19 protein-coding genes are annotated in these 20,703 nt (G+C 75.2%); 6 read left to right on the top strand and 13 right to left on the bottom strand.

Annotated elements, in window-relative coordinates; all coding sequences use genetic code 11:
* Positions 1-21: 21 nt before the first annotated feature.
* Entirely contained in the window at positions 22-1,449 is a 1,428-nt protein-coding gene (locus HCN08_RS10345; RefSeq protein WP_322974368.1) for a M1 family metallopeptidase, read from the bottom strand.
* Positions 1,450-1,554: 105 nt separating this feature from the next.
* Between HCN08_RS10345 and HCN08_RS10340 the strand changes: the two genes are divergently transcribed.
* Positions 1,555-2,283 carry a MerR family transcriptional regulator gene (locus HCN08_RS10340; protein WP_167982672.1) on the top strand — a complete coding sequence of 243 codons (729 nt, stop codon included), beginning with the start codon at positions 1,555-1,557 and terminating at the stop codon, positions 2,281-2,283.
* 94 nt (positions 2,284-2,377) lie between these two features.
* On the opposite strand, the gene HCN08_RS10335 is transcribed toward HCN08_RS10340, so the two are convergent.
* Genes HCN08_RS10335 through HCN08_RS10325 form a run of 3 tightly spaced genes read right to left on the bottom strand, consistent with a single transcriptional unit; the run spans position 2,378 to position 7,030 of the window.
* Positions 2,378-4,555, bottom strand: coding sequence for a 3-hydroxyacyl-CoA dehydrogenase NAD-binding domain-containing protein (locus tag HCN08_RS10335; RefSeq protein ID WP_167982671.1), 2,178 nt, complete (start codon positions 4,553-4,555; stop codon positions 2,378-2,380).
* Positions 4,556-4,602: 47 nt separating this feature from the next.
* On the bottom strand, positions 4,603-5,817 hold the full coding sequence (locus tag HCN08_RS10330; protein WP_167982670.1) for an acetyl-CoA C-acetyltransferase: 1,215 nt from the start codon (positions 5,815-5,817) through the stop codon (positions 4,603-4,605).
* A gap of 43 nt (positions 5,818-5,860) precedes the next feature.
* Positions 5,861-7,030 carry a CaiB/BaiF CoA transferase family protein gene (locus HCN08_RS10325; protein ID WP_322974367.1) on the bottom strand — a complete coding sequence of 390 codons (1,170 nt, stop codon included), beginning with the start codon at positions 7,028-7,030 and terminating at the stop codon, positions 5,861-5,863.
* A 219-nt stretch (positions 7,031-7,249) separates the two neighbouring features.
* Between HCN08_RS10325 and HCN08_RS10320 the strand changes: the two genes are divergently transcribed.
* Both HCN08_RS10320 and HCN08_RS10315 read left to right on the top strand, forming a co-directional pair.
* Positions 7,250-7,615: a nuclear transport factor 2 family protein gene (locus HCN08_RS10320; protein ID WP_167982669.1), complete on the top strand. Its 366-nt coding sequence runs from the start codon at positions 7,250-7,252 to the stop codon at positions 7,613-7,615.
* Positions 7,616-7,691: 76 nt separating this feature from the next.
* Positions 7,692-9,149: an MFS transporter gene (locus tag HCN08_RS10315; RefSeq protein ID WP_167982668.1), complete on the top strand. Its 1,458-nt coding sequence runs from the start codon at positions 7,692-7,694 to the stop codon at positions 9,147-9,149.
* A 114-nt stretch (positions 9,150-9,263) separates the two neighbouring features.
* Here HCN08_RS10315 and HCN08_RS10310 read toward each other — a convergent pair whose 3' ends face one another.
* The 6 genes from HCN08_RS10310 to HCN08_RS10285 form a co-directional block, all read right to left on the bottom strand.
* Positions 9,264-9,704, bottom strand: coding sequence for a nitroreductase family deazaflavin-dependent oxidoreductase (locus HCN08_RS10310; protein WP_167982667.1), 441 nt, complete (start codon positions 9,702-9,704; stop codon positions 9,264-9,266).
* Between the two features lie 58 nt (positions 9,705-9,762).
* Positions 9,763-9,948 (bottom strand): hypothetical protein, encoded by a 186-nt coding sequence (locus HCN08_RS10305; RefSeq protein ID WP_167982666.1) that lies wholly within the window; start codon positions 9,946-9,948, stop codon positions 9,763-9,765.
* A 196-nt stretch (positions 9,949-10,144) separates the two neighbouring features.
* Positions 10,145-10,702, bottom strand: a complete 558-nt coding sequence (gene pspAB / locus HCN08_RS10300) for a PspA-associated protein PspAB (RefSeq protein ID WP_167982665.1) — start codon at positions 10,700-10,702, stop codon at positions 10,145-10,147.
* Positions 10,702-11,604 (bottom strand): zinc metalloprotease HtpX, encoded by a 903-nt coding sequence (gene htpX, locus HCN08_RS10295; protein ID WP_167982664.1) that lies wholly within the window; start codon positions 11,602-11,604, stop codon positions 10,702-10,704. Before htpX ends, pspAB begins: the two co-directional genes overlap by 1 nt.
* A 130-nt stretch (positions 11,605-11,734) precedes the next feature.
* Complete coding sequence (locus HCN08_RS10290) at positions 11,735-12,688, bottom strand: quinone oxidoreductase family protein (protein WP_167982663.1); 954 nt, start codon at positions 12,686-12,688, stop codon at positions 11,735-11,737.
* A gap of 182 nt (positions 12,689-12,870) precedes the next feature.
* Positions 12,871-14,067 carry a citrate synthase/methylcitrate synthase gene (locus tag HCN08_RS10285; RefSeq protein WP_167982662.1) on the bottom strand — a complete coding sequence of 399 codons (1,197 nt, stop codon included), beginning with the start codon at positions 14,065-14,067 and terminating at the stop codon, positions 12,871-12,873.
* 110 nt (positions 14,068-14,177) lie between these two features.
* Between HCN08_RS10285 and HCN08_RS10280 the strand changes: the two genes are divergently transcribed.
* The 3 genes from HCN08_RS10280 to HCN08_RS10270 all read left to right on the top strand — a co-directional run bounded on the left by HCN08_RS10280 (position 14,178) and on the right by HCN08_RS10270 (position 18,410).
* Entirely contained in the window at positions 14,178-15,527 is a 1,350-nt protein-coding gene (locus HCN08_RS10280) for a citrate/2-methylcitrate synthase (RefSeq protein WP_167982661.1), read from the top strand.
* A gap of 620 nt (positions 15,528-16,147) precedes the next feature.
* Positions 16,148-16,522, top strand: coding sequence for a thioredoxin (gene trxA / locus HCN08_RS10275; protein ID WP_167982660.1), 375 nt, complete (start codon positions 16,148-16,150; stop codon positions 16,520-16,522).
* A gap of 190 nt (positions 16,523-16,712) precedes the next feature.
* Positions 16,713-18,410 (top strand): bifunctional 3'-5' exonuclease/DNA polymerase, encoded by a 1,698-nt coding sequence (locus HCN08_RS10270; RefSeq protein WP_167982659.1) that lies wholly within the window; start codon positions 16,713-16,715, stop codon positions 18,408-18,410.
* 33 nt (positions 18,411-18,443) lie between these two features.
* Here HCN08_RS10270 and HCN08_RS10265 read toward each other — a convergent pair whose 3' ends face one another.
* Genes HCN08_RS10265 through HCN08_RS10255 form a run of 3 tightly spaced genes read right to left on the bottom strand, consistent with a single transcriptional unit; the run spans position 18,444 to position 20,633 of the window.
* Positions 18,444-18,656 carry a hypothetical protein gene (locus HCN08_RS10265; RefSeq protein ID WP_167982658.1) on the bottom strand — a complete coding sequence of 71 codons (213 nt, stop codon included), beginning with the start codon at positions 18,654-18,656 and terminating at the stop codon, positions 18,444-18,446.
* Positions 18,653-19,084 (bottom strand): hypothetical protein, encoded by a 432-nt coding sequence (locus HCN08_RS10260; protein WP_167982657.1) that lies wholly within the window; start codon positions 19,082-19,084, stop codon positions 18,653-18,655. Before HCN08_RS10260 ends, HCN08_RS10265 begins: the two co-directional genes overlap by 4 nt.
* A gap of 58 nt (positions 19,085-19,142) precedes the next feature.
* Positions 19,143-20,633 (bottom strand): sensor histidine kinase, encoded by a 1,491-nt coding sequence (locus tag HCN08_RS10255; protein WP_167982656.1) that lies wholly within the window; start codon positions 20,631-20,633, stop codon positions 19,143-19,145.
* Positions 20,634-20,703: the final 70 nt, after the last annotated feature.

Here is a 20,703-nt window from a genome sequence, read left to right as displayed (position 1 = left end):
GCCGGTGGGCCGTCCGCGCGGTCACAGCCGCGCGGGCTTGGCGGTGCCGTAGAGCCAGGTGGCGAACAGCGGGGCCAGGTCGCGGCCGGTGGAGCGGTCGCAATAGGCGGTGAAGTCGGCGGTCGAGGCGTTGCCGTGGGAATGGGCGGCGGCCCAGCCGCGCAGCAGCTTGCCGAAGGCGGCGTCGCCGAGGGCCTGGTGCAGTTCGTACAGGACAAGTGCGCCGCGCGCGTAGACGGGCGGCGCGGAGACGTCGGCGGCGGTGGGCGGGGCCGCGGGGGGAAATTGCCAGGTGGTGGGGTCGGCGAAGGCCCGGGCGGCGCTGGTGGCGAGCGGGACGCCGGAGTCGTGCAGGCGCCACAGCCACTCGGTGTAGGTGGCGAAGCCCTCGTTGAGCCACATGTCCTGCCAGTCGCGCGGGGTGACGGAGTCGCCGAACCACTGGTGGGACAGTTCGTGGACGAGCGTCACGACGTCCACTGCGGGGCCGTCGCGGTCGCCGGGGAAGAAGGGGCGGTTCTGCGTCTCCAGGTCGTAGCCGACCCGCCCGGCCGGCAGGTGGTCGACGATCGCGCCGGCGGAGCCGAAGGGATACGGGCCGAACTGGCCGGTCTCCCAGTCCAGGATCTCCGGCAGCCGGGCCAGCGCGGCGGTGGTCCCCGGGTCGGCGGAGCGGGGGTCGACGGCGGTGTAGAGCGGGATGCCGGCGGGGGTGCGGGAGCGGGCGACGGTGTAGTGGCCGATGCCGACGGTGGCCAGATACGTGGCCATGGGCGCGGTGCTGCGCCAGTGGAAGGCGGTACGGCCGCCGGAGGTGACCGTAGCGGCGAGTTCGCCGCCCGAGACGACGGTGAGGCCGGCGGGGACGCTCATGGTGAGGTCGAAGGCGGCCTTGTCGGAGGGGTGGTCGTTGCCGGGGAACCAGGCCATGGAGCCGACCGGCTCGCCGAGCGCGAGGGCGCCGTCGTCGGTGCGGAACCAGCCCTCGTGCGAGCCGTCGGGGTCGGTGAGCAGCCGCGGTACGCCGTCGTACGTCACGGTCGCGGTGAAGTGCGCGCCGCGGCGCAGCAGGTCCGGCGGGCGGACGGTCAACTCGGTGCCGGAGCGGCCGGTGCGGGCGGTCCGGCCGTCGACGGTGGTGGCGCGGACGGTCATTCCCGCGAGGTCGAGGGTGAAGCGGCTCAGGTCCTGCGTGGCGGTGGCGGTGACGGCCGCGGTGCCGGACAGCCGCCCGGAGCCGGGGTCGTAGGACAGGTCGAGGCCGTAGTGCGTGACGTCGTAGCCGCCGTTGCCCGCGGCGGGGAAGAGCCGGTCGCCCAGGCCCGGGGCGCCGGCGGTGGCGGGGGCGCCGCCGCCGGAGCAGGCCGCCAGGCCCGCGGGGAGCACGGCCGCGAGGCAGGCCGCGGCGAGCCGCAGGCGGGCGCGGGCGGGGCGGCGGCGGAGGGGCACGCAGGCCAGCGTACGAGGTGGGGCGGGGCGGCGGCGCCGGGCGCGGGTCCACGGCGGCGCCCGCGGCGCCTTTCACAGCGCCGGTGTCGCAGCAATACTGTTGCGGTGCCGCAGAACGCCCTGACCATCGACGAGCTGGCCGCCCGCGCCGGGGTGACCGTCCGCACCGTCCGCTTCTACGGCGCGCGGGGGCTGCTGCCGCCGCCGCAGATCGGGCCGCGCCGGGTCGGGCACTACGGGCCGGGGCACCTGTCGCGGCTGGCGCTGATCGAGGAGCTGCGGCGGCAGGGGCTGACGCTCGCGGCGATCGAGCGCTATATGGCGCAGCTTCCGCCGGACGTGGGCGAGCACGACCTGGCGATCCACCGGGCGCTGGTGGCCTCGTGGCTGCCGGAGGGCAGCGCGAAGGTCGGCCGGCAGGAGCTGGAGCGGCGGGCGGGCAGGACGCTGGGCGAGCCGGACGTGGAGCGGCTGGCGGCGATGACGGTGCTGGAGCGCACCGCGGACCCGGACGTCTTCGTCGTGGACCCGGGCCTGCTGCACCTGGGGGTGCGGCTGCTGGACCTCCCCGTGCCGCTGGAGGCCATCGTGGCGGCCCGGGAGGCGCTGCAGAAGCACGCGCGCGCGGCGGCGGGGGCGATCGGCCGGATCTTCCGCGAGACGGTACGGGAGCCGGGCGCGGACCCCGACGCGGGGGCGGTGCCCGACGCGGCGGCGCGGACGCTGTCGGCGCAGATGCAGCCGCTGGTGGTGCAGGCGCTCGTGACGGCCTTCCAGCGGTCGTTGAAGGAGCAGTTGTGGGCGTGGCCCGCGCCGGCCGCCGAGAAGCCCTGAGCGGGCCGCTGGGCGGCGCGGCGGGGGCCGGACGGAGGGCCGCCGGCCGGCGCGGTACGGGCGGGGGCCCGCACCGCGCCGGCCGGGGTCGGCGTCAGCGGTCCTGGTCGGTGAACGTCCCGCCTCGCTCGGCGGTGGCCACCAGCAGCGCCGGCGGGGTGAAGCGCTCGCCGTAGGAGGCGGCCAGTTCGCGGGCGCGGGCGGTGAAGCCGGCAACGCCGCCCGGATACCCGTTGACGTACTGCAGGACGCCGCCGGTCCAGGCGGGGAAGCCGATGCCGAGGATGGAGCCGACGTTGGCGTCGGCGACGGAGGTGAGCACGCCCTCCTCCAGCAGCCGCACGCTGTCCAGGGCCTCGGCGAACAGCATCCGCTCCTTGAGGTCCTCGAACGGGATCTCCACGCCGGGCTTGGCGAAGTGCTCGGCCAGGCCCGGCCACAGCCCCGTCCTGCGCCCGTCGGCGTAGTCGTAGAAACCGGCGCCGCCGCTGCGGCCGGGGCGGCCGAACTCCTCGACCATGCGGTCGATGACGGCTTCGGCCGGGTGCGCCCGCCACTGGCCGCCGGCCGCCTCGACGGCCGCCCGGGTCTCCCGGCTGATCCGCACGAACAGGGTGAGCGTCAGCTCGTCCAGCAGCGAGAGCACCTTGGCCGGGTAGCCGGCCTGCGCCGCCGCCTGCTCGACGGAGGCGGCGGGCACGCCCTCGGCGATCATCGCGACGCCCTCGTTGATGAACTGGCTGATCACCCGGGAGGTGAAGAAGCCGCGTGAGTCGTTGACGACGATCGGGGTCTTGCGGATCTGCCGCACCAGGTCGAAGGCGCGGGCCAGCGCCTGCTCACCGGTGCGCCCGCCCTTGATGATCTCCACCAGCGGCATCTTGTCGACCGGCGAGAAGAAGTGCAGGCCGATGAAGTCGGCGCTCCGCTGCACGCCCTCGGCGAGCTCGGTGATGGGCAGCGTCGAGGTGTTGGAGCACAGCAGGGCGTCGGGCGCCACGATGTGCTCGATCTCCTGGAAGACCTTGTGCTTGAGCGCGGCGTCCTCGAAGACCGCCTCGATGACCGCGTCGCACCCGGCGAGGTCGGCGGGCTCGGCGGTGGGGGTGATCCGGGCGAGCAGCGCGTCGCGCTTGTCCGGTGTCGTACGGCCCTTGGCGAGGGCCTTGTCGAGCAGGCCCGCGGAGTACGCCTTGCCGCGTTCGGCGGCCTCCGGGGTGACGTCCTTGAGGACGACGTCGATGCCGGCCCGGGCGCAGGAGTAGGCGATGCCGGCGCCCATCATGCCGGCGCCCAGGACGGCCACCTTGGTGACGGTCCGGGCGGGTACGTCCGCGGGGCGGCCGGCGCCGGAGTTGACGGCCTGCATGTCGAAGAAGAGGGCCTGGATCATGTTGGTGGACGTCTGCCCGCAGGCCAGCTCGGTGAAGTAGCGGGCCTCGATGAGCTGGGCGTTGTCGAAGTCCACCTGGGAGCCCTCGACGGCCGCGGCCAGGATGTTGCGCGGCGCCGGGTAGGGCGCGCCGGCCAGCTGCTTGCGCAGGTTGGCCGGGAAGGCCGGCAGGTTCGCGGCGAAGGCGGGGCTCTTGGGGGTGCCGCCGGGGATCTTGTAGCCGGGGGTGTCCCACGGCTGCTTCGCCTCGGGGTGGGCGTCGATCCAGGCGCGGGCGGCGCCGAGCATGGCGTCGCGGTCGGTGGCGACCTCGTGGATCAGGCCGGCGGCCAGGGCGCGCGGCGCGGAGTACTGCGTGCCCTGGAGCAGCACCTTGAGCAGCGCGTCGGCGATGCCGAGCAGCCGTACGGTCCTGACCACTCCGCCGCCGCCGGGCAGCAGGCCGAGGGTGACCTCGGGCAGGCCGATCTTGGTGCCGGGGGTGTCGAGGGCGATGCGGTGGTGGCAGGCCAGCGCGATCTCGTAACCGCCGCCGAGGGCCGCGCCGTTGATGGCGGCGACGACGGGTTTGCCGAGGGTTTCCAGCTGCCGCAGCCGGCGCTTGATGCGCATGGTGCCGGCGAGGACCTGCTCGGCGTCCTCGGGGGTGGCGCGGATCAGGTCGCGCAGGTCACCACCGGCGAAGAAGGTCTTCTTCGCGGAGGTGACGATGACGCCGCGAATGGTGCCGGCTTCGGCGGTGAGGCGGTCGGCGACGGCGTCGAGGGAGTCGGCGAAGGCGGCGTTCATGGTGTTGGCCGACTGGGTGGGGTCGTCCAGGACGAGGGTGACGACGCCGTCCGCGTCCTGCTCCCAGCGGATGGTGGTGGGCTCGCTCATGTCGGGTTGGCTCCGTAGCGGCGGGTGGGTGCGGGGATGCGGGCGGGTCAGAGGCGTTCGACGACGGTGGCGACGCCCATGCCGCCTCCGACGCACAGGGTCACCAGGCCGTAGCGCAGGTCGCGGCGCTCGAGTTCGTCGACGACGGTGGCCAGGAGCATCGCGCCGGTGGCGCCGAGCGGGTGGCCGAGCGCGATGGCGCCGCCGTTGACGTTGACCTTGTCCAGGCCGATCCCCATGTCCGCGGCGAAACGCAGGACGACGGCGGCGAACGCCTCGTTCATCTCGACCAGGTCGATGTCGTCGATGGTCAGGCCGGCCTTGGCGAGCGCCTTGCGGCTGGCGGGTGCGGGGCCGGTGAGCATGATGGTCGGCTCCGACCCGGACACGGCGGCCGACACGATACGCGCGCGGGGCGTCAGCCCGTGGCGCTCGCCGGTCTCGCGGTTGCCGATGGCCAGCAGGGCGGCGCCGTCGACGATGCCGGAGGAGTTGCCGGCGTGGTGGACGTGGTCGATCTTCTCGACCCAGTGGTATTTCTGCAGGGCGACGGCGTCGAAACCGCCGAGGTCGCCGATGTCGGCGAAGGACGGCTTGAGGCCGGCCAGCGTCTCGGGGGTGGTGCCGGGGCGTACGTGCTCGTCGCGGTCGAGGACGACCAGGCCGTTGCGGTCGCGCACCGGCACGACGGTGCGGGCGAAACGGCCCTCCTTCCATGCCTCGGCGGCGCGTTCCTGCGACAGCGAGGCGTAGCTGTCGACGTCGTGGCGGGTGTAGCCGCCGAGGGTGGCGATGAGGTCGGCGCCGATGCCCTGGGGGACGAAGCCGAGCTCGTAGTTGGTCATCGGGTCCATCATCCAGGCGCCGCCGTCGGTGCCCATCGCGACGCGGGACATCGACTCGACGCCGCCGGCGAGGACCAGGTCCTCCCAGCCGGAACGCACCTTGGCCGCGGCCAGGTTGACCGCTTCGAGCCCGGAGGCGCAGAAGCGGTTCTCCTGGACGCCGGCCACGGTGTCGGGCAGGCCGGCGGCGACGGCGGCGATCCGGGCGATGTCGGAGCCCTGGTCGCCGATCGGGCTGACGACGCCGAGGACGATGTCGTCGATCGCGGCGGGGTCGAGGTCCGGGTTGCGCTCGCGCAGCGCGTGGATGAGGCCGACGACCAGGTCGACCGGCTTGGTGGCGTGCAGGGATCCGGTGGCCTTGCCGCGCCCTCGCGGGGTGCGGACGGCGTCGTAGACGTAGGCGTCGGTGCTCAACGTCGTGCCTTTCTGTACGGGTGGGGGCGGCGGCGGGGTCGGGTCATGCGGGGTCGTGCCGTAGGGACGTCAGGGCGGGGGTGTCCCAGTCGCGGGCCACTTCCGCAGTGTGCTCGCCCGGGAGCGCCGGCGGGCGGCGCAGCGCGGCGGGTGTCGCCGAGAAGCGGGGGGCGGGCGCCGGCTGGAGGGTGCCGTACGCCTCGGTGAAGGTGCCGCGGGCGGCCAGGTGCGGGTGCTGGGGCGCCTCGGTCAGCGACAGGACGGGCGCGGCGCACGCGTCGGTGCCGCTGAAGACCTGCGTCCACTCCTCGCGGGTGCGGGTGGCGAACCGGTCCGCGACGGCCGCGCGCAGGTCCGGCCAGCGGGCCGGGTCGTCGCGCAGCGCCGCCTGGTCGGGGGTGAGGCCGAGCAGCGCGGCGAAGGTGTCGTAGAAGCGCCGTTCGAGGGCGCCGACGGCCATGTGGCCGCCGTCGGCGGTGCGGTAGACGCCGTAGAAGGGCGCGCCGCCGTCGAAGAGGTTGGCGGCCCTGCGGTCCTGCCAGGCGCCGGCGGCGAGCAGGCCGTGCAGCAGGGTGCTCAGGTGGGCGGTGCCGTCGACGATGGCGGCGTCGACGACCTGTCCCGTGCCGTGCGCACGGGCGTGGTGCAGGGCGGCGAGCACGCCGGTGACCAGGTAGAGGGAGCCACCTGCGTAGTCGCCGAGCAGGTTGGCGGGGGCGGCGGGGTCGCCGTCGGCGGGGCCGGCCAGGCCCAGGGCGCCGGTGACGGCGATGTAGCCGATGTCGTGCCCGGCGCTCGCGGCGAGCGGCCCGTCCTGGCCCCAGCCGGTCATCCGGCCGTAGACCAGCTGCGGGTTGCGCGCCAGGCACGCCTCCGGGCCGACACCGAGGCGTTCGGCGACGCCGGGGCGGTAGCCCTCGACGAGGATGTCGGCGCGCTCGACGAGGTCGAGGACGGCCGCGGGGCCCTGCGGGGCCTTCAGGTCGACCAGGACGGAGCGCTTGTTGCGGTTGGTGAGGTCGCAGGCCGGGTCGACGCCGAAGTCCGGGCCGCCGGGCCGGTCGACGCGGACGACGTCGGCGCCGAGGTCGGCCAGGAGCATCGCGGCGAAGGGGCCGGGGCCGATGCCGGCCAGCTCGACCACCCGCACTCCGGCCAGCGGGCCGGGCCCGGAGGGGGCCGGCGCGGGCCGGTTTGACACTGATGATGTCACACCCGTGATGGTAGGAACGTGTTCCAGTTTTCGCAAGGGTTCGGCTGAGCGGGCGCTTAGCGGACGGCGGGCCGGAGCGGGCCCGGGCGGCGTGACCGGTGACCGGCCGCACAAGTACCTAACGATGACTGATTCCGCTGTACATCCCGCTGCGTAACTTCTTGACCTGCAAGGACACGGCGCAACACGGCGCCGCAGACAGCAGGGAGACACACCGTCATGAGCGACATCCAGCAGCTGGCCGAGCAGTACATCGCCGTCTGGAACGAGACCGACCCCGCGGCGCGGCGCGCCGGGATCGACGCCGTGTTCGCCGCCGACGGCCGCTACACCGACCCGCTGGCCGACGTCACCGGGCGCGACGCGCTCGACGCGGTCATCGGCGCGGTGCAGGCGCAGTTCGCGGGCCTGGTCTTCACCCTCGGCCCGGTCGACGCGCACCACGACATCGCCCGCTTCACCTGGGAGCTGGGCCCGGCCGGCGGCGAGTCGCTGGTCGTCGGCTTCGACGTGATCACCACCGGCGAGGACGGGCTGGTGCGCAGCGTCCTCGGCTTCCTCGACAAGGTCCCGGCCGGCGCCTGAACGGCCCCGGTGGCGGGCCGGTCCCCGGCCGGCCCGCCACCGCCCCTCCGCCCCGCTTCGTGAAAGGAATCCCGCCATGGCCTCGGCCACCTCCACCCTCCCCTCCGCCACCCCGGCGGACCCGCCGGCGGTCGCCGGGCGGTCCGGCCTCGGCCTGCTGGTCCTGCTGGCCGCGACCTTCATGACCTCGCTCGACGTCTTCATCGTCAATGTGGCGATACCCGCCCTGCAGACCGACCTGCACGCGGGCAGCGCGGCGATCCAGTGGGTGGTGGCCGGCTTCGGCCTGGCCGTCGCCACCGGGCTGATCACCGCCGGCCGGCTCGGCGACATCCACGGCAGGCGGCGGATGTTCAGCGTGGGACTGGCGCTGTTCACCGCCACGTCGGCCGCCTGCGGCCTCGCGCCGACCGCCGGGACCCTGGTGACCGCGCGGGTGCTCCAGGGCCTGTCCGCGGCGCTGATGGGCCCTCAGGTACTGGCGATCCTGCAGACGGCGTGGTCCGGCAAGGCGCAGGCGCGGGCCTTCGGGATGTACGGCATGACGATGGGCGTCGGGGCGGTGTTCGGGCAGCTCATCGGCGGGCTGCTGATCAAGGCCGATGTGCTGGGGCTCGGCTGGCGGGCCTGCTTCCTGATCAATGTGCCGATCGGGCTGGCGGCGCTGGCCGCGGTGCCGCGTGCGCTGGGCGAGTCGCGGGCGCCGCGCCGGCCCCGGCTGGACTTCACCGGTGTGGCGCTGTCCACCGCCGCGACGGTCGCCCTGGTGCTGCCGCTCATCCAGGGCCGTGAGCTGGGCTGGCCGGCGTGGACGTGGGCGTGCCTGGCGGGCTCGGTGGTGCTCTTCGCGGTCTTCACCGCGCACCAGCGCCGGCTGGGCGCCGCGGGCGGCGACCCGGTGCTCGACACGACCCTCTTCCGGCAGCGCGGCTTCGCCACGGGTGCGTTCGCGCAGCTGGTCTTCTGGACCGGGCAGGGCTCGTTCTTCCTCATCCTCGCGCTCTACCTCCAGGCGGGCCGCGGCCTGGACGCGCTCGGCTCCGGTGTGGTCTTCCTGGCGATCGGCGCCGGCTACCTGCTGACCTCGACCGGCGCGCACCGGATCGCCGAGCGCCTGGGCAAGGTCACCGTCCCGGCCGGCGCGCTGTTCATGGCGGCGGGCCTGGGCGCCCTGTGGGCGGCGGTGCACGCCTCCGGCACCACCGGCACCCTGTGGGGGCTGGTGCCGGGCCTCTTCCTGGACGGCGTGGGAATGGGCCTGGTGATCGCGCCCCTCACCCACACCGCGCTCGGCACCGTCCCGGCCCACCTGGTCGGCGCCGCCTCCGGGGTCGTCGCGACGATCCAGCAGGTCAGCGGGGCACTGGGCATCGCCCTGATCGGCATCGTCTTCTACGGGGCGGTCGGCGCGGGGGCCCCGGCGCGCTACCCGCACGCCTTCGGGCTCGGCCTGCTCTTCCTGCTCGGGCTCGAACTGCTGCTGGCGGCGCTGACCACCTGGCTGGCGGTCGCCCGCGGGGCGGCGAAGCGGTAGGCGCACGGTGGCCGACAGGCCGACGGGTAAGGGGCGCTCATCCTGGATGAGCGCCCCTTACCCGTGGTATGTACGCCTGCCCGTCCGTGCGTACGCCGTCGGGGCCCGGGGGCGTCAGATGCGGGACAGCCGGACGACCGGGATCTCCCGGCTGGTGCGCTCCTGGTACTCCGCGTACGGCGGGTAGACGTCCAGCAGGTCGGACCAGACCTCGGCCTTCTCCTCGGGCGTGAGGACCTCGGCGCGGGCCGGGAAGCGCTCGCCGAGCACCCGGACGTGCACCTCCGGGTTGGTGATCAGGCTCTTGAACCACAGCGGGTGCTCGGGCGCGCCGCCCTTGGAGGCGACGATGAGGTAGTTCTCGCCTTCTCGGGCGTAGATCAGCACCGTGCGGCGCCACTCGCCGCTGCGCCAGCCCTGGTAGTCCAGCAGCAGGCAGGGCGAGCCGTTCATGTCGGTGCCCTCGGTGCCGTTCGACTCCTCGTAGCGGGTGGCCTGCTCGGCCACCCACGACTCGGGGCTGAGCTTCACGTTCGCGGGATCGTAGTCCGTCATCAGCGTGCCTCCTGGATGGTGTTCGGCATCTCCCACCCTAGATCGCCGGGGCTGCCGCTCAGCGGCGGCGGCGCCGTCGCGTCGAGTACGACCACCCGGTGCCGACCCCCGCGAAGTGCAGGGCGACCAGGCACAGGCCGGCGATCACCAGGCTGAACGGGGTGAAGGCCGCGTCCGTGTGGGTGCTCGTGACGTTGATCAGATAGGCGATGGCGAAAACGACCGCGCCCGCTGCTGCCAGCATGGGTCCGCTCCTCGGCGTCCTGCGGCCCGTACGGCGGGCCGTTCCCGGCCGGGCGCCCGGCGGCGCCCGTCACCGGCCGTCTGCCCGCGGACGGCGCCTCGACGCACGCCGGTTCGATTCCGCGGCGCCGGGCGGAGGGATGCGGCGCGCTTCAGCCGGCTCGGTCGGCTCAGTTGGCTCAGTCGGCCCGGTCGGCTCAGTCGGCGAGGCCGGGCGCGCCCCAGACCGGGAACCAGCGGGCGAGGTCCTGCTCCAGCCGCAGGTCGTCGGCGACCAGCGCGCGGACCTGCAATTCCAGGGCGTGGTCGCGCTTCTCGCCGGGGAGCGGGGCGAACGGGTAGAACGAGCCGCGCTTGTAGAGGTAGACCAGGGCGATGCGGTGGCCCTGCGGGTCCTGGAAGGCGACCAGGGAGCACAGCAGCTGCGGGCCGAACCCGCTGGACTCCAGCGCCGAGTTGACGGCGTGCAGGTCGGTGACGAGGTCGGTCATCTCGTCGGGCCGGCGGCGGGACTCCAGCCAGGTGTAGCCGTAGTCGTCGCGGCTGGACTCGATGGTCAGCAGTTCGTGCAGATCCTGCTGGACCTCGGCGAAGGCGCCGCCCTCGACGGCGGCGAAGCACACCGCGCCGCGCCCGGTCGGGCGCAGCTCGCTCGCCGCTTCGAGGGTCAGCGCGGCCGAGGCCAGGCCGAAGAGCTGGTCCAGGTCGGGCTTGACGGGTTTGCTGCGGCCGAGCAGCACATCGAGCAGGCCCATCAGCGGCGGTCCAGTTCGACGGTGATCGCCGCGAGCTGCGCGAGACGCTGTTCGAGGCTCGGGTGGGTGGCCAGCAGCTTGGAGACCGTGGCGTTGGAGGTCAGCGCCGGGGCGAAGTAGAAGGCGTTGAACGGCTCGGTGGCGCGCAGGTCCTTGGTGGGGATCGCGGCCAGCTCACCGCTGACCTTGGTCAGCGCCGAGGCGAGCGCGGAGGGGCGGCCGGTCAGCAGCGCGGCGCTGCGGTCGGCGGACAGCTCGCGGTAGCGCGACAGCATCCGGGTGAGCAGGAAGCTGATGACGTAGACGACAGCGCTGACCAGCGGGACCAGGACGACCAGGGCGGCGGTGCCCGGGTCCCGGCCGCCGCGGCGGAAGCCGCCCCACAGGCCGATCCTGGTGATGACGCCGGCCAGGACGCCGAGGAAGGACGCGATCGTCATCACCGCGACGTCCTTGTGGGCGACGTGCGACAGCTCGTGCGCGACGACGCCCTCCAGCTCCTCGGGCTCCAGCCTGCGCAGCAGGCCGGTGGTCACGCACACCACGGTGTTCTTGTGGTTGCGGCCGGTGGCGAACGCGTTGGGCACGTCGGAGTTGGCGACGGCGACCTTGGGCTTGGGCAGGTCGGCGAGCGCGCAGATCCGGTCGACCACACCGTGCAGCTCCGGCTGCTCCTGCGCGGTGACCTCGCGGGCGCCCATGCTGAAGGCGGCGATACGGTCGCTGAACCAGAACTGGGCCACGAACAGCAGCCCGGCGACGACCAGGATGATCGGCCACGAGCCGCGCAGCAGCGCGAGCAGCACGCCGGCGAAGACGACGTAGAGCAGCCCGATCAGGAACATCGTGACGACCATCCGGGTCGTCAGGCCGCGGTCTGGTGCGAAGCGGTTGCGTGGCATGTGGCCCCTCCGGACTGTGCGGGGCGCGGGTCGCGGGCGGCGGCCCAGCGTGCTCCACTGATGGTGATTGTGCCTGCAAACTCCCACTCTTGCACCGATGCAACGACCGGGGTGCCCCTTGCGGTTCCGCTCAGCGGGTCACATCGAGCACCAGCTTGCCGACCGTGCGCCGGGCCCGCAGCTCGGTGTGCGCCGCGGCTGCCTGCCCGAGGGCGTAGACGCCGCCGACCTGGGGCCGCAGCCTGCCCTGCGCGGTCATCGCCAGCAGTTCGGCCAGCGGCTCGTGGTACATCCCGGGCCGGCCCAGGCAGTGCGCGAGCCAGAAGCCGATCACGCTGCGGGAGCGGCCCATCAGCTGCGCGGGCTCCACGGGGGTGGCCGGCGTACGCGAGGCCATGCCGTAGGCGACGAGCCGGCCGAACGGGGCGAGGGCGGCGAGCGAGGCGTCGAAGACCGGGCCGCCGGTCATCTCCAGCACGATGTCGACCCGGCGCCCGCCGTTGGCCTCGGTGAGCCGCTCGGTGAGGCCGTCCGGGTCGGCGTCGACAGCGGCGTGGGCGCCCAGCCGCAGCGCGAGGTCGCGCTTGTGCGCGGTGGAGGCGGTGGCGATGACCCGGCCGGCACCGAACTCGCGGGCGAGCTGGACGGCGAGCGAGCCGGTGCCGCCGGCCGCGGCGTGCACGACGACGCTCTCGCCGGGCGTGAGCCGGGCGCAGGTGCGCAGCAGGTGCCAGGCCGTCAGGCCCTGCACGACCAGGGCGAGCGCCTGCCCGTCGGTGACCTCGTCCGGCAGCTCGTGCGCGAGCGCCTGCTGCGCGACGGCCTTCTGGGCGTATCCGCCGTTGTCGACGAGCGCGACGACGCGGCGGCCGTCGCCGGTGCGGCCGACGACCTCGGAGCCGGGCACCAGGGGCAGGGTGGAGCGGGAGAGGTAGGAATCCTCGACCGTGTGGGTGTCGGCGAAGTTCACCCCGGCGGAGTCGACGTCGATCAGCAGCTGCCCGTCCCCCGGGACGGGATCGGGCAGCTCGCTCTCCTTCAGGACCTCCGGTCCGCCGAACTCGGTGATCTGGATCGCGCGCACGGCACTCCTCGGGCATCGCCTCGCGCCGGGGCCGTCCCGGCACCCGGCCAGTATTACCAACTGGTCGGTATGGAGTACAGCCGTCGCCATGTGCCACGCCGTGGCAAGAGGCCGCGCCGTGGCAATGGGCCGCGTCGGGTGTGCCCGCGCGGGGCCGGCCGGGCGCCGGGGCGGGGCCCGGGTCAGGCCGCGGGGACGGGGTGGGGCGGGGGCGGGCCCACGTAGCGGGCCGACGGGCGGATGATCTTGCTGTCCTCGGCCTGCTCCAGGATGTTGGCGCTCCAGCCGACGACCCGGGCGGCGGCGAAGGTGGGCGTGAACATCTCACGCGGCAGCCCGCACAGCTCCATGACGACGCCCGCGTAGAACTCCACGTTGATGTGCAGCTCGCGTCCCGGTTTCAGCTCGGCGAGCAGCGCCTCGGCGCGGGCCTCCACTTGGACGGCGAAGTCGACCAGGTCGCCGCCCATGTCCCGGGCTATGCCCTTGAGCATCCGGGAGCGCGGGTCCTCGGTGCGGTAGACGGGGTGGCCGAAGCCCATGATCCGCTCGCCCGCGGTGATGTGCTCGCGCAGCCAGTCGTCGATACGGTCCGGGGTGCCGATCGCGTCCAGCGTGTCCAGGGCGCGGCTCGGGGCGCCGCCGTGCAGCGGACCCGACAGCGCGCCCACCGCGCCGACCAGGCAGGCGGCCAGGTCCGCGCCGGTCGAGGCGATGACGCGGGCGGTGAAGGTGGAGGCGTTGAAGCCGTGGTCGACGGTGGAGATCAGATACCGCTCGATCGCCCGCGCCCGGGCGGGGTCCGGCTCCTGGCCGGTGAGCATGTACAGGTAGTTGGTGGCGTACGGGAGGTCGTCGCGGGGCGCGACCGGCTCCAGGCCGCGGCCCAGCCGGTGCAGGGCGGTCAGCAGCGTGGGGACGGCGGCGCTGGCCGCGAGCGCGTCCGCCCGGCGGGCGGCGGGGTCGATGTCGTACAGCGGCCGGAAGCCGGCCGCGGCGCCGGTCAGCGACAGCGCGGTGCGCAGTCCGGCGAGCGGCCCCGAGCCGGCGGTGGCGCGGGCGATCGCCGGAAGGGCCTGCGAGACGTCGGCGGGCAGCCGGCGCAGGGCGGCGGTCCGCCGGGTGAAGGCGTCGCGCTCGGCGGGGGTCGGGAGCGTGCCGTGGAGCATCAGGTGCCAGACGTCCTCGAAGCTGCGGTGCTCGGCGAGCTCGACCGCGGAGAACTCCCGGTAGTGGTAGAAGCCCTCGGCGCCGCGGACGTCGCCGAGGGCGGTGTCGGTGACGATCACGCCCTTCAGGCCGCGGGGGACGGTGACCGGGGCGGTCGCGCCGGTCGGCGCGGTGGTAGGCGCGGTGGTGGGCGGCTCGGTGGTGCGCATGGTTTCCTCCTTGACCTCTTGACTTGACTGTCCATGATTGATTCGTAGGCTGTCAATGTTGACTGGTCAATGTGGACGAGGGTTGAGGCGGGGTGGGTACGGTGGCGCCCATGACGGACGGGGCGGCGGGCGAGGCCGGTGGGCGGATCAGCACGCGGGAGGCCGCGCGGCGGCTCGGGGTGAAGCCGGAGACGCTGTACGCGTACGTGAGCCGCGGGCTGCTCGGCAGCAGGCGCGTCCCCGGGGGCCGCGGCAGTACGTACGACCCGGCGGAGGTCGCCGCGCTCGCCGCGCGGGGGCGGGCCGGGGCGGAGGCCGCGGGCGCGGCCGGGGCCGGGGCGGCGGGGTCCGAGGCCGGCGGGCCCGGCGCCGGCGGGCCCGGCGCCGGCGGGCCGGACGGCGGCTGGGGGCGGATGCGTACCGCGGTGACCCGCATCGACGCGGCGACGGGGGCGTACGCCTTCCGGGGCGTCGACGCGGTCGCTCTCGCGGAGGCGTACGCGTACGAGGAGATCGCGGAGTGGCTGTGGACCGGCGAGTTGCGCCCCGGGATGCGCTTCACCGCGCCGCCGGCGCATCTGGCGGCGGCCTCCGCCGCGGCGTCCGCGCTGCCCGCCGACGCGGGGCCGCTGGACCGTATGCGGGTCGCCGTCACGGCGGCGGGCGCGAGCGATCCGCTGCGCTTCGACCTCGCTCCGGAGTCGGTGCTCGGCTGCGCCCGGGGGCTGATCCCGACCCTGATCGAGGCGTTGCCGCTGGCGGGCGGCGGGGCGGGTGCGGGTGCGGGTGGTTTGGGTGCGGGTGTGCCGGTTGCCCGGCGGTTGTGGGGGCGGCTGAGCCCGCGGGAGCCGGACGAGGCGTCGTTGCGGGCGCTGGACACCGCGCTCGGGCTGCTCGTCGACCACGGGCTCGCCGTCTCGACGCTCGCGGTACGGGTCGCGGCGTCCGCGCGAGCGCATCCGTACGCGGCGGTGTCGGCGGGGTTGGGGGCGCTCGACGGGCCGCTGCACGGCCAGGCCGGGACGCTGGCGCACAGGATGCTCGTGGAAGTGCTGGAGCGCGGAAGCGCCGGGCCCGTGGTCGCGGCGCACCTGCGGTCCGGGCGGCGGGTGCCGGGGCTCGGCCACCGCCTCTACCGCGGGGAGGACCCGCGGGCCCGGCTGCTCTTCGCCCGGCTCGCAGAGGTCCCGGCGGCACGGGACGCGCTCGCCGCGGCGCGCGACACCCTTGCCACCGCGGCACGGCACCAGCCCTTGTACGCGAACGTCGACCTCGCGCTTGCGGTGCTGAGCGTGGCCGGGGGGATGCCCGCGGAGGCCGGCGAGGCGATCTTCGCCGTGGGGCGGACCGCCGGGTGGGTCGCGCACGCGCTGGAGGAGTACGCGGAGGAGCCCCTGCGGTTGCGTCCCGCGGGGTTGTACGTGGGGCCCGGCGATGCGCCCTTGCCGGGCGCGAAGTAGGTGGGGGTGGGCCGTGCCCCTTGCGGTGGCGTGGCCTTGTGCCGCGCCGTCGTGGCTGGGCGCGCAGTTCCCCGCGCCCCTGGGTGAGTGCCCCTTACGGTCGCGTGGCCATGTACCGCGCCATCGTGGCTGGGCGCGCAGTTCTCCCCCAGAGCTTCGCCTGGGAGGTACCCCCACGCGCCCCCAGGTGGGTGCCCCTTGCGGTGGCGTGGCCGTGTGCCGCGCCGTCGTGGCCGGGCAGGCATTTGCCGCGGCGCCGGAGTTTCGCCTGGGGTGGCGCTCAGCGTTCGCTACTGGGTGGGGGGATGTGGGCCGTGAGGGCGGACCATTCGGGGTCGGATTGGCCGGGGACCATGCGGCCGGCGGAGCGCCATTGGGCGGCGAGGGCGGCGAAGACGGGGGGTTCGGGGGTGGGGTGCAGAACCGTTCCGGCGTGGGGGGACGGGTCGTCCGGGCGCGGCCTTTGCCATTGCGTCTGCGTCGGTGCCATGTACCGAGCAACGAGCGGGGCGCGGCCCCCGGCGTGGACGGACGGCTCGCTCCACCCGGACGAGTGACACCGGGGCGCCGCCCGCCGCGCGGGGCGGAATTTCCCGGCGGCGCCGCCCGTTGTGGACGGCATGAGCACTGTGGAGCTGACCAAGGAGAACTTCGACGAGGTCGTGTCCTCCAACGACTTCGTCCTCATCGACTTCTGGGCCGCCTGGTGCGGCCCGTGCCGGATGTTCGCACCGGTCTACGACAAGTCGTCGGAGAAGCACCAGGACCTGGTGTTCGCGAAGGTCGACACGGAGGCCCAGCCGGAGCTTGCCGCCGCGTTCCAGATCCAGTCGATCCCGACGCTGATGATCGTTCGCGACAAGGTGGCCGTCTTCGCGCAGCCGGGCGCGCTGCCCGAGCCCGCGCTGGAGGACGTCATCGCCCAGGCCCGCGCGCTGGACATGGAGGAGGTCCACAAGTCCGTGGCCAAGGCGCAGGCCGAGCAGCAGGGCTGACCGCTCCCGTCCGGCCGTCCGCCGGCCGGGGTCGGTCCCAGGACGGACCCCCGCACCGCCTTCCCCCACCCGCCCGGAGAGCCCGGCGAGCGCCTCGCGCCGCCGGGCTCTTCCCTGTCCGCCGCGGGGCCCGCCACCTGCGGGCATGCCGTCCGGGGGCGTTGTCAGTGGTGGGGCATACGCTCGCCGTATGGAGGGAGCCGTGGACGCCGGAGCCGGGCGGGTGGCCGTTGTGGCCGACCCGGTGGGCGGTGGTGGGCGGCTGTGCGGGCTCGCGGAGGACGGCGGGCCGGTCGGGGGTACGGAGACGGTCGCGGATCTGGCCGCCGCGGTCCGGGCGATCGAGCGGGAGTGGGCGCCGCGCTGGGTGTGGGCGAGCACCGACGAGGTCTATCCGGGGCTGCTGGACCGCGGCGGCATCCGGGTCGCGCGCTGCCATGACGTGAAGCTCGTGGAGACGCTGCTGCTCGGGCGGGACGGCCGGCACGGCAGGCCGCGCTCGCTCGGGGCGGCGTGGGCGCGGCTGCACGGGCTGGCGGAGCCGCCGGACGCGCCGGAGGGCGGCGCGGAGGGCCAGCCGGTGCTGTTCACCGCCGACCGCCAGCATCTGCCGCCGGGTACGGATCCGCTCGCGGCGCTGGTGGAGGTGCACGCCGCCCAGCAGCGGCGGATCGCCGAGGGCGAGCACCCGGAGCGGATGCGGCTGCTGTGCGCGGCGGAGTCGGCGGGCGCGCTCGCGGCAGTGGAGATGGGGCGGGACGGCCTGCCCTGGAGCGCCGGGGCGCATGACGAGCTGCTGACCGCGCTGCTCGGCCCGCGCCCCGCGCCCGGTGTGCCGCCGGCCAGGCTCGGTGAGCTGGCCCGGCAGATCCAGGAGGCGCTCGGCCGCCCCGTCAACCCGGACTCCCCCGCCCAGTTGCTGCCCGCCTTCGCCCGGGTGGGCGTCTCGCTGGCCTCGACCCGCTCGCACGAGCTGCGCAAGGTGGGCCATCCGGCGGCGGAGCTGCTGCTGCGCTACAAGGAGCTGTCGCGGATCCATGCCGCGCACGGCTGGGCGTGGCGCGAGGCGTGGGTGCGCGGCGGGCGGTTCCGGCCGGAGTACGTGGTCGGCGGTGTGGTGTCCGGCCGCTGGGCGACCAGGGGCGGTGGTGCGCTGCAGATTCCCCGCCCGCTGCGGGCCGCGGTGCTGGCCGACCCGGGGTATCGCCTGGTCGTGGCGGATGCGGGGCAGTTGGAGCCGCGGGTGCTGGCCGCGATGTCCGGCGACCCGGGCCTGGCCCGCGCGGCGGCGGGCGGCGACCTGTACGCGGCGGTGGCGCGGGACGCCTTCTCCGGCGACCGCCCGCGGGCCAAGATCGCCCTGCTGGCGGCGATGTACGGGCAGACCAGCGGTGAGGCGGGGCAGTTGCTCGCGGTGATGCGCCGCCGCTTCCCGGTGGCGCTGGAGCTGGTGGAGTCCGCGGCCCGTACCGGCGAGGCGGGCGGCATCGTACGGTCGCAGCTGGGCCGTACGTCCCCGGCGCCGTCCGCGGAGCGGTTCCTCGACGACGCGGCGGACCCGGCGGACGGGGCGTCGCCCGACCGGCGGGCCGCACGGTCCTGGGGCCGTTTCACCCGCAACTTCGTGGTGCAGGCGAGCGCGTCGGACTGGGCGCTGTCGATGCTCGCGGCGCTGCGCCGCGAGCTGACGGCGATAGGCCCGGCTCCCCGCCTGGTCTTCTTCCAGCACGACGAGGTCGTGGTGCACACCCCGGCGGAGCTGGCCCCCGCGGTCGAGGCCGCGGTGGCCTCGGCGGCCGACGAGGCCCGCCGCCTGGTCTTCGGGGCCACCGCGGTGCCCTTCCCGCTGGAGACGCATGCGGTGGAGCGGTACGCCGACGCGAAGTAGGGCGGGCCCGCCGCAACCGGCGGCGGGTCCAGGTCACTTGTCGGCGGCGGCGTCGGAGTCGGCGACCGCGGCGGCGGAGTCGGCGTCGTCCACGAGCTTCTGCATATGGGCGAGGTCGGCGGGCGCCGGGGCGGGCGAGGTGCTGCCGGGAGAGCCGGCGGCGCCGGAGTGGCCGCCGCAGGCCGTCAGGAGCAGGGCGGCGAGGGCGGTGGCCGGGAGGAGCGCGAGGGCGCGGGCGCGCGTCACTTGGAGGTGTCCTTCGCCTTGCCCTCGGCCTTGGCCGGGAAGTGCTGCGCGCCGCACCAGGTGCGGACCGCGTCCAGGTCGGTGGAGCGCTGGTTGAGGGTGGGGACGAGGGAGGTGCGGAAGGTCAGCCGGTCCTTGAGGTAGTCGGCGACGGCGGTGTCGCCCTTGGCCTGGGCGTTGGTGACGCGCTGCTGGAGGCGGGCGATCGAGCCGCGTTCGGTGGCGGGGCCGTTGAGGCGGGCCAGCGCCCGGTCGATGCGCGCGTCGACGGCGGGCAGCCGCTTGCACAGGGCGCGGGCGCCGTCCGACGTCGGGGCCTTGCCGGGCGCGGTGGGCGCCGCGGTGGTGTCGGCCGCCGCGGTGCCGGCCGCGGCGAGCAGGGCCACGACCGCAGCGGCGGCCGGGACGGCAGTACGGGTGGTGCGCATGGATGACCTCCTCCGTGGCGGCACCGCCGTGCTGCGGTGCCATGTGTCGCCGGGGAGGTTAGGGGCGCTCTTTGTGGAAATCTTGTGGCGCCGGGGAGCCGGCCGCGCCGCCCTCCGCGGCGCTGAGCCAGTCGCGTTGCCGCGGCAGGTCGGGGCCGTGCGGGCGGCGCGGGATGTCCAGGACGAAGTACGCGCCGGGCCGGCCGTCGGGGCGGTCGGTGACCGTGGCCGTGCCGCCGTGCAGCGCGGCCTGCTGGCCGACCAGGGCGAGGCCCAGGCCGGCGCCGGGGCTGCCGGTGCGGCGCTGGAAGCGGGCGAAGACGCCTTGCCGGGCGGCGGGCGGGACGCCGGGGCCGTGGTCGGCGACGGTGACGCGTACGGCGGCGCCGTCCGCGGCCGGGTGCACGGCGGCCCGGACGGGTCCGGCGCCGTGGACGAGGGCGTTGACGAGCAGGTTGTCGACGGCGCTGCGCAGGCCCGGCGGCCAGCCGCGTACCCCGCACGGCCCCTCGGCGGTCACGGTGACGTCGGCGGCGGGGTGGTCGCGGCGCAGGTCGCGGACGGCGGCGTCGAGCAGGTCCGCGAGGTCGACGGGCACGAAGGCGTCGGCCTCGACGAGGTCGCCCTGCGCGAGGGTGCGCAGCATCACCAGCAGGCCCAGCAGCCGTTCGTGCTCCGCGCGCAGGTCGGCGACGACCTCGGCGCGCTCGGCGCCCTCGGGCGCGGGCTCGCCGGCCAGCACGTCGAGGTTGATGCGCATGCTCATCAGCGGGGTGCGCAGCTCGTGGGAGGCGGCGGCGGAGAAGGCGCGGGCGGTGGCGAGCGCCTCGGCGGTGCGGGCGGCCTGCTCGTCGTAGCGGGCGAGCACGGTTTGCAGGGTACGTGCCAGGTCGTCGACCTCGGGCACGCCGGTGGGGGTGTGGTCGAGGCGGGCGGCGCTGGTGCGCGGGTCGATGCCGGCGGCGCGGCGGCGCAGGGCGAGCAGCGGCCGGGCGAGCCGGACGGCGGCGAGCCAGGCGGCCAGGCCGGCGACCGGGGCGGTCAGCACCGCGACGGTGAGCACCCGGCGGCGTACCTGCCTGATCTGCCGCTGCCCGGCGGTGTCGGCGGAGAACAGCCACAGGGTGCCGCTCGCGGCGGGCCGCACCGCGGTGAGCGGCACGGCGAGCACCCGCCAGCTCTGCGTGCCGGCGCTGAGGGTGACCGGCCGGGCGGCGCCGGCGGGCGCGGGCAGGGCGAGGGAGCCGGGCGGTTGCGGGCCGCCGCTGACGGTGCCCTCGGGTCCTGTGACGCGAATGCCGACGTCCAGCGCTGCGGTGAACACCCGGCGCTGCCGGGCCTGTTCGACGCTCGCGGGGCGGTCGTTGGCCATCGCCCGCAGCAGCCCGAGGGCCTCCGGCCGTACGGCGGCGGCCCGTTCGCGCAGGTGGGCGTCACCGGCGGCATGCACGTCCCGCGTGACGAGCCGGACCATGACCCAGCCGGACGCCAGCACGAGCAGCGGCACGACGAGCCCGACGGCGAGCGCGATCCGCGCACTGAGCTTCACGCGCCGCTCCCCCCGCCCCGCGAGCCGTCCGCGCCGCCGCTCAAGCGAGCACCGCCCGGCGCCGGGCCCC

This window comes from Actinacidiphila epipremni (genome assembly GCF_012034175.1).
GTDB classification, from domain to species: Bacteria; Actinomycetota; Actinomycetes; order Streptomycetales; family Streptomycetaceae; genus Actinacidiphila; species Actinacidiphila epipremni.
This window is presented reverse-complemented; position numbering and strand designations above follow the sequence as displayed.

Excerpts from the sequence above, each read along its gene's own strand:
- HCN08_RS10285 (WP_167982662.1), bottom strand. The coding sequence starts at position 14,067 with ATGCGCACCACCGAGCCGCCCACCACCGCGCCTACCACCGCGCCGACC.
- HCN08_RS10315 (WP_167982668.1), top strand. The coding sequence starts at position 7,692 with ATGGCCTCGGCCACCTCCACCCTCCCCTCCGCCACCCCGGCGGACCCG.
- HCN08_RS10335 (WP_167982671.1), bottom strand. The coding sequence starts at position 4,555 with ATGAGCGAGCCCACCACCATCCGCTGGGAGCAGGACGCGGACGGCGTC.
- HCN08_RS10280 (WP_167982661.1), top strand. The coding sequence starts at position 14,178 with ATGACGGACGGGGCGGCGGGCGAGGCCGGTGGGCGGATCAGCACGCGG.
- htpX (WP_167982664.1), bottom strand. The coding sequence starts at position 11,604 with ATGCCACGCAACCGCTTCGCACCAGACCGCGGCCTGACGACCCGGATG.
- trxA (WP_167982660.1), top strand. The coding sequence starts at position 16,148 with ATGAGCACTGTGGAGCTGACCAAGGAGAACTTCGACGAGGTCGTGTCC.
- HCN08_RS10270 (WP_167982659.1), top strand. The coding sequence starts at position 16,713 with ATGGAGGGAGCCGTGGACGCCGGAGCCGGGCGGGTGGCCGTTGTGGCC.
- pspAB (WP_167982665.1), bottom strand. The coding sequence starts at position 10,702 with ATGGGCCTGCTCGATGTGCTGCTCGGCCGCAGCAAACCCGTCAAGCCC.
- HCN08_RS10310 (WP_167982667.1), bottom strand. The coding sequence starts at position 9,704 with ATGACGGACTACGATCCCGCGAACGTGAAGCTCAGCCCCGAGTCGTGG.
- HCN08_RS10305 (WP_167982666.1), bottom strand. The coding sequence starts at position 9,948 with ATGCTGGCAGCAGCGGGCGCGGTCGTTTTCGCCATCGCCTATCTGATC.
- HCN08_RS10260 (WP_167982657.1), bottom strand. The coding sequence starts at position 19,084 with ATGCGCACCACCCGTACTGCCGTCCCGGCCGCCGCTGCGGTCGTGGCC.
- HCN08_RS10320 (WP_167982669.1), top strand. The coding sequence starts at position 7,250 with ATGAGCGACATCCAGCAGCTGGCCGAGCAGTACATCGCCGTCTGGAAC.